Source organism: Phytoactinopolyspora endophytica, from assembly GCF_004138495.1.
Lineage (GTDB): Bacteria > Actinomycetota > Actinomycetes > Jiangellales > Jiangellaceae > Phytoactinopolyspora > Phytoactinopolyspora endophytica.
Window position 1 is genome coordinate 98,475 of sequence record NZ_ML142851.1, and the last position, 6,872, is coordinate 105,346.

Annotated in this window: 6 protein-coding genes; 3 read left to right on the forward strand and 3 right to left on the reverse strand. The window is 67.3% G+C overall.

Translation table 11 applies throughout. The features are described from left to right. The 3 genes from ELR45_RS06360 to ELR45_RS06370 form a co-directional block, all read left to right on the forward strand. Nucleotides 1-1,408: transglycosylase domain-containing protein (locus tag ELR45_RS06360; RefSeq protein WP_165367534.1), on the forward strand; the 1,408-nt coding region annotated here is incomplete at its 5' end. Between the two features lie 63 nt (nucleotides 1,409-1,471). Further along, the gene (locus ELR45_RS06365) at nucleotides 1,472-2,896 is read left to right on the forward strand and encodes a glycosyltransferase family 87 protein (protein WP_129664420.1); all 1,425 of its coding nucleotides are present in this window, start codon (nucleotides 1,472-1,474) and stop codon (nucleotides 2,894-2,896) included. Further along, on the forward strand, nucleotides 2,893-4,119 hold the full coding sequence (locus ELR45_RS06370) for a hypothetical protein (RefSeq protein WP_240759215.1): 1,227 nt from the start codon (nucleotides 2,893-2,895) through the stop codon (nucleotides 4,117-4,119). The genes ELR45_RS06365 and ELR45_RS06370 overlap by 4 nt, the downstream gene beginning before the upstream one ends. A gap of 8 nt (nucleotides 4,120-4,127) precedes the next feature. Here ELR45_RS06370 and ELR45_RS06375 read toward each other — a convergent pair whose 3' ends face one another. The 3 genes from ELR45_RS06375 to ELR45_RS37020 form a co-directional block, all read right to left on the reverse strand. Further along, on the reverse strand, nucleotides 4,128-4,607 hold the full coding sequence (locus ELR45_RS06375; RefSeq protein WP_129664422.1) for a YflT domain-containing protein: 480 nt from the start codon (nucleotides 4,605-4,607) through the stop codon (nucleotides 4,128-4,130). A gap of 341 nt (nucleotides 4,608-4,948) precedes the next feature. Continuing rightward, a complete protein-coding gene (locus ELR45_RS06380; RefSeq protein WP_129664424.1) occupies nucleotides 4,949-6,187 on the reverse strand; it encodes a metal-dependent hydrolase family protein in 1,239 nt (412 codons plus the stop codon). A 49-nt stretch (nucleotides 6,188-6,236) separates the two neighbouring features. Further along, a partial coding sequence (locus ELR45_RS37020) for an AbgT family transporter (RefSeq protein ID WP_205856134.1) occupies nucleotides 6,237-6,872 on the reverse strand: 636 nt, incomplete at its 5' end.

The following is a 6,872-nucleotide window of genomic DNA, read 5'->3' on the forward strand; positions in this document are numbered from 1 at the left end:
GGACGAGGTCCGCATCGGCTTGGCCGCGGTGCGGCCCGACGACGGCGGTGTGGCGGCCATGTACGGCGGCTCGGACGCCATCGACCAGCCCTTCAACAACGCGTTGGACGGCAAGCAACAAGCCGGCTCGACGGTAAAGCCGTTGACGCTGGCCGCAGCTCTCGAGGACGGTGCCTCGCTGGAGAGCACATACTGGGGTGACACACCGTTCGACGCGCCCGAGCTGGGTCCTCCGGTGAACAACCTAGGTGATAGGGACTACGGCGAAGAGATCGACCTTCTGGAGTCGATGGAGCGGTCGATCAACACCGCATTCGTCGATGTGACCATGCAGATGGGGCCGGCGAAAGTAGTCGATGCCCTGACTCGGGCCGGTTTCCCGGAGGACGCCGAGGACCTGGAGGCGAACCCGCGCGTCACGCTCGGCCAGGCCAAGGTGTCCACGGTGGAGATGGCGGAGGTCTATGCGACATTGGCCGCGGGCGGACGCCATACTGAATGGTACACGGTGAGCAGGGTGACCGACCGCGGCGGCAACGTGCTCCACTCGGTCGATCCGGAACCGAAGAATGTCTTCGAGCCGGACGTCATGGCCGATGTCACGTATGCGATGACGCAGGTGGTGGATGGGGATAACGGAACCGGGAGCGTCGCGCAGGATCTGAACCGGCCATCTGCGGGCAAGACCGGAACCCACGAGGACCTTACCGCCTGGTATGCGGGCTTCACCCCGCAACTGGCGACGACCGTGTCGTTCATCAACGGTGAAGGCGAGGATGCCGGCACCAAGTCCCTGGACGGGGTCGGCGGCGAGGACAAGTTCCGCGCAGGTGGATATCCGGCGCGGGTCTGGACGGCGTTCATGAATGCCGTACTCGAGGACGAGGATGTGCTCGAGTTCCCAGAGCGGACGGAGCCGGAGGAGCCGGAGCCGACCGAGACTCCGGAGCCGGATGTGGACGAGCCGACCCGTCGGCCGGAGCCGCCGGAAGATGACAACGATGACGAGTCCGGCGGTGATGAGCGCGGCGGTGACAACGGGGGCGGTAACGCCCAAGGTGGAGACGGCGGTACCGACGGCGGTGGAGACGGCGGTACCGATGGCGGTGACGAGTCGGGCGACGACGGCGGTGACGGAACCGATGGTGGTACTGACGGCGGTGACGGGTCCGATGGCGGTGACGAGTCGGGCGACGACGGCGGTCCGTGGGGCGACGACGGGTCCGATGGCGACGACGGCGGCGACGATGGCGGTGATGGAACCGATGGTGGTACTGACGGCGACGAGTCCTGGGGCGGGACCGACAATGGTGATGAGTCCGACGACGGCGGCAACGGGAACCAGAACGGGAACCAAGACGGCGACGGCAACGACGACGGCGATGACGACGACGAAGGCTGGGGCTAGCGCTGCCTGGAACGGGCGACGCCCACGTGAGCGAGAAGGCGTCGGCTGCGGCACCATAGGCGGGTGATCTCGTCGCCAGTCCTGCCAAGCCGGGATGACCCAGCCGCGGCGGCCGCCAGCGAATGGGTCGGTGGCCGTGCGGGAATGCACGCGGTACCGGGTAAGCACTGGTGGACCCCGGTGCGGATCGCGCTCGCCGTCGGTTGCGTGGTACTTGCCCTGGGCGTCATCACGAACAAGCCGTGTCACGACATGTCGTGGGAGACGCGAGAGGACCGGACGGTCTGGACGTCGCTGTGCTATACGGATGTGCCGTTCCTCTACGCCGAGCGAGGCCTGGCCGATGGTGATCTCGTCTACCGCGACAGCGCGCTGGAATACCCGGTCCTGACGGGCGCCGTGATGCAGGCCTCGGCGTACGCGGCGCAGGCCGTCCAGTCAGCCGTGGATGCGGATCCGGCCGACCGCGTCGTCGCCGAGGGCGTCCGGTTCTATGAGATCACCGCGGTGCTGATGGGCGTGGCCGCGCTCGTGGTCATCGTGGCGACGTCGCGGACCGTGCCACGCCGGCCCTGGGATGCGTTGCTCGTCGCGGCATCGCCGGTGCTACTGATCAGCGCCACCATCAACTGGGACCTGCTGGCGGTTGCGGCGACGAGCGTGGCGATCCTGGCCTGGACCCGGGAGAGACCCGGTTGGGCCGGCGTGCTGATCGGGATCGGCGCGGCGGTCAAGCTCTACCCGATCTTGTTGCTCGGCGTCGTCTTCCTCGTTGTCCTCCGCGAACCGGAGCGGCTGGCGGCGTTCCGGCGGTTCGTGGTCACTGTCGTGGCCGCCGCGGTGATGTGGGCGGCTGTCAATGTTCCCGTCGCGTTGTGGGCCTGGGACGGATGGACCTACTTCTTCACGTTCAACTCCGACAGAGGCGCCGAGTTCGGTTCCGTCTGGTACGCGCTGGAGCTGTTGGCGCCTGACTTGCTGCATAACGACATCGACCGGATGGTGGTCGGCGCCGGTCTGATCATGCTCGGGCTGGTGGTGGTCCTGGCGATGATGGCACCGGAGCCGCCCAGGATGACCCAGCTGGCCTTTCTGGCCGTGGCAGCGTTCCTGCTCATCAACAAGGTGTGGTCCCCGCAGTACACACTGTGGCTGGTCCCGTTGGCAGTGCTGGCCAGGCCCCGATGGCGTGAACTGCTCATCTGGCAGGTGGCCGAGGTGCTCTACTTCGTCTCGGTGTGGTTCTACCTGGCCGGCTTCTTCGATCCGTCGAATCCGATGATCTCCGGTGACGTCTACGCGTGGTCGATCCTGCTCCGGGTGGGAGCGCTGGTGTGGCTGTGCGGCGTGGTGTGCCGCGACATCATCCGGCCAGAGCATGATCCGGTGCGTCGGGTGAGCGACCCGGCATCCTGCTCGCACCGGCACGGCACGTACGCCCGGGACGACGGGCGTGCCCGGACCGCCGGGAGGCCGACGTCGGCATGAGTACGGACCGCCGCCGCCACTCACGAATGTCCAACCTCGCGCTGCTGCCGGCGGATCTGGATCGGCTGCAGCGGAGGCTGGGTCCGACCGGTCGGGACGCGTTGGGTATCTGGCTGCTCAGCCGGGTGTCGATGTGGGTGCTGGCCGTGGCCGCGGGCTGGTTGTTCGTGGCCGAGGGCCAAGACGTCCTGCCGTGGGCGGAGCGGTGGGTGCGTTGGGACTTCGTCCATTTCCGGGGAATCGCGGAGTCCGGCTATGGGGGCCGGCCGACGGAAGTCCCGAACGAGGCGTTCTTCCCCGGCCTTCCTGGCCTGTTGTGGCTCGGGAGCCAGCTCGGTCTCTCGCACGTGGTCACCGGGCTTCTGGTATCGCTGGTGGCCGGGGCTGTCGCGGCGGTGGCACTCGGGCGGCTGGGCGAGCTCGAGGGTGGCCCCGCGGCCGGGCGACTGACGGTCCTCGCGTGGGTATGTGCGCCGCCGGCGGTGTTCCTGGCCGCCCCGTACACGGAGGCCCTCTTCCTGGCGTGCGCGTTTCCGGCGTGGCTGGCCGCCCGTCGCGGGAACTGGCTGGCCGCCGGGGTGCTGACGTCGCTGGCCTGCACAGTCCGGGTCAGTGGGGTCTTCCTCGCGGCCGCGGTGGGGGTGCATTGGCTGGCCACCCGCATCGAGGCATGGCGTACGACGGCGCCTGACCGGACCGGCGATGACGGGCCCCGAGGATGGAGTTGGTCGGGTTTCGGCTGGCTGTTCCTGCCGTTGATCCCGCTGGCGGCCTGGATGGCTTACTTGAAGCACCTCACCGGCGATTGGCTGGCGTGGCTGGATGCTCAAGCCGAGGAGTGGAATCGTGAGTTCCACTGGCCGTGGGAGGCGTGGGCGAATACATGGAATGTCGTGTTCGGCGGCGCCTATTCGCCCGAGGTCGCCTGGATGTTCGGTGCCGAGCTGGTGGCGTTGACTGTCGGGGTGGCGCTGACGGCAGGACTGCTGTGGTGGCGACGCTGGGGCGAGGCTACCTGGGTCGGTCTTCAGGTGATCGCCTTCGGGACGTCCTTCTGGTTCTTCTCCGTGCCTCGTGCCAGCCTGCTCTGGTGGCCGTTGTGGGTCGCCTTGGGCGTGCTCGCCGCGCGTCGTCGGTGGGTTCTCTGGGCCTACCTCGTGATCAGCGCGCCCCTCATGGGGGTATGGGCCGTGGCATTTCTGACCGGCCGCTGGGCCGGCTGAATGTGCCGCTAGAGGTTGGTGCTGGCGAGGAGGAGACGGGCCTGCTCGGTGTGGCCGCCACGGGCGACCAGATCGTAGTGGGTCGCGACGAGGCCACGGGTGGACGCGAAGGTCTTGCGGCTGCCCGCGAAGGCGTGCGAGGCGAACCCGAAGCCGGCGCCCCATGTAGCACCGATGACGGCGCCCATCACCATCATCCCCAGCCAGGTGAACCCGGCCGAGAAGAGACCCATGACGAGGCCGAGGAACCCACCGAGTGCGCCGCCGTTGAGCGCACCGTTGCCGACGGCGCGCAGCTTGTTCGCCGGGCCGGTGACCCGCTCGACGAGCCTGAGGTCCGAGCCGACGATGTCCAGGTTCTCAATGGGGAAGCCCTCGGCGTTGAGCCGGTTCACCGCGTCCTGTGCCTCGTCGTAGGTCGAGTATGTCGCCACGGTGTTCCAGGCGGCCTTGATCGGGTCGTACTGTGGCACGTCCGCATGTGTCATCGTGCTTCTCCTTCTTTCTCAGACCCCACGGACAATCATCGCGTCGCCTCGTTAACCGTATCTGTGCACTGGCTGTGAATTCTCTAAACTTCGGGTCCCTTCCCTGCCTCGCCTGACGATCGGCGCCTGCCTGGAGTTCCTACCCTCGTCGCTATTGCCGCTGCATGCGAACGCTGACATGTGCCTGGCTGTCATCCTGATGGCTCATGGGCGGCCCCTGTGCGGCGTCGGAGCCTCCTGGCGTGGTCAGAGTTCGGCTCCGGAACTATCTTTTACCCGGTTAGCACTGGTTCGAACCACTATTCCGGAATGCGCAGGCCCGCCCGCCCTCGTCGACTACATCAGAGGTATCTCTTCACGACCTGTCCGCCTTGGATGACGAGGACGACGTTGGCCGGGTCTGCGAGCAACGTGATGTCAGCCAGCGGATCACCGTCGCAGACCACGATGTCGGCCAGTTTGCCGGCCTCGACAGTGCCGAGCCGGTCGGCGACGCCGAGCAGAGTGGCCGCGTGCACCGTCCCCGCCTGGAGAGCGGCCATGGGGTCCATGCCGATCGTGACCAGCTGGCCGAGCTCAGTGAGGTTCGTACCGTGAGCTGAGATCGCCGCGTCCGTGCCCATGGCGACGCGGACGCCTCGCCGGATGGCTTCGGAGACGCGCCGGTACGCCTCTTCCTCCATCGCCCGCTTGGCTTCGTACGCCTCGATCGGGAGCAGGTGCTTGCGCTCGTGGTAGCCGACGAACGTCGACAGGGTCGGCACCAGGAAGGTGCCGTGCTCGAGCATCAGGTCGATTCCCTTGTCGTCGATCAAATACCCGTGCTCGACGCTGGTGACGCCACCGAGTACCGCATTGCGGATTCCGGCCGCTCCCTGCGCGTGCGCGGCGACCGGACGGCCACCGTGCCTCCCCGCCTCGTCGACGATCGCTGCGATCTCGTCGACGGTGAGCCCCTCGTCGTCGGGCGTGTCGGAAGGGCTCGACACTCCGCCTGTGGCGCAGAGCTTGATCACGTCGGCACCATCCCGCATCAGGCGACGAGCACCCACCCGGGCCTCCTGTGCCGAGTCGACGAGCTCCGCTGCCGATGACTCGTGGTCGTGCAGGTTGATACCGGTGGGAAGGCGGAAATCGGCGTGCCCCCCGGTGTGGCTCATCAGCCGCACGGCGACCTGGAGCCGCGGCGCTGACAGCAGGCCGCGCTGTTGTGCGATACGGAAGCCCGCGTCCAGACCGCCGAGATCGCGGACACTGGTGATGCCGGCGTCGAGCGTGCGTTGGGCGCGCTCCGCCACCTCGAACGCCCACAGGCTTCGGTGCACGTCGAGGTTGTTGAGCAGCAACTTCGACGCGTTCTGGTAGCCGAGGTGGACGTGGCTGTCGATGAAACCCGGGAGCAGGGCACGGCCCGCCAGGTCGACCACCTGCTGTCCGCTGGGCGGATCCGGTGCCTCTGCGGAAGGGCCGGCATAAGTGATCAGCTCGCCGTCGACCACGACTGCGGCGTCGTCGATGGGGGCGCTGCCGGTACCGTCGATCAGGCGGGCGTGAACATAGGCAGTGGAGTTGCTCGTCATCGTTCTCTCTCGTCGATCTTGGCAGTGGACGCGTTCGCGCGGACAGGGCTCACAGGTGGCTGTCCATGCCTGGGCCGACTGGGGTACCGGTGAAGAAGAACACCGCCAGGACGGCGATCCACAGGACAAGGAATACCAACCCGAACGGGAGCGCGCGGGAGATGACCGTGCCGAGGCCGGCCTTAGGCTCGTAGGCACGCAGGAAACCAAGGATGATCACCATGTACGGGTTGAGCGGGCTCAACCCGTTCGTCGACGAGTCGCCAATACGGAAGGCCGCCTGGACGAACCCCGGCTCGTAGCCGAGCAGCGCGAACATCGGGACGAAAACGGCCGCGAACAGGGCCCACTGTGCTGAGCCCGAGATCACGAACACGTTGATCAGGGCGGCCAGCAGGACGAACGCAACGATCGCTCCGAAGCCGGTGAAGCTGGCACGCTCGAGGAGGTCGGCGCCCGTTACCGCCAGCCACGACGACAGTCCGCTCCAGTTGAACAGGGCGAGAAACTGCGACATGACGAAGGCCACGACCACGAACCCGGACACGTCCTTGACCGCACCGCTCATCATCGCTGCGATGCTCGAGCCGCCGGTGACCGTCCGGACCCGCATGCCGTAGACGATCGCGGGCACGACCAGTGCCAGGAAGACGAGGAACACCACGGAGTCGAGCAGGGGTGACGA

Bases quoted from the DNA above. Each gene is read 5' to 3' on its own strand.
- ELR45_RS06380 (WP_129664424.1), bottom strand. From the start codon at position 6,187: ATGACGAGCAACTCCACTGCCTATGTTCACGCCCGCCTGATCGACGGT.
- ELR45_RS06370 (WP_240759215.1), top strand. From the start codon at position 2,893: ATGAGTACGGACCGCCGCCGCCACTCACGAATGTCCAACCTCGCGCTG.
- ELR45_RS06375 (WP_129664422.1), bottom strand. From the start codon at position 4,607: ATGACACATGCGGACGTGCCACAGTACGACCCGATCAAGGCCGCCTGG.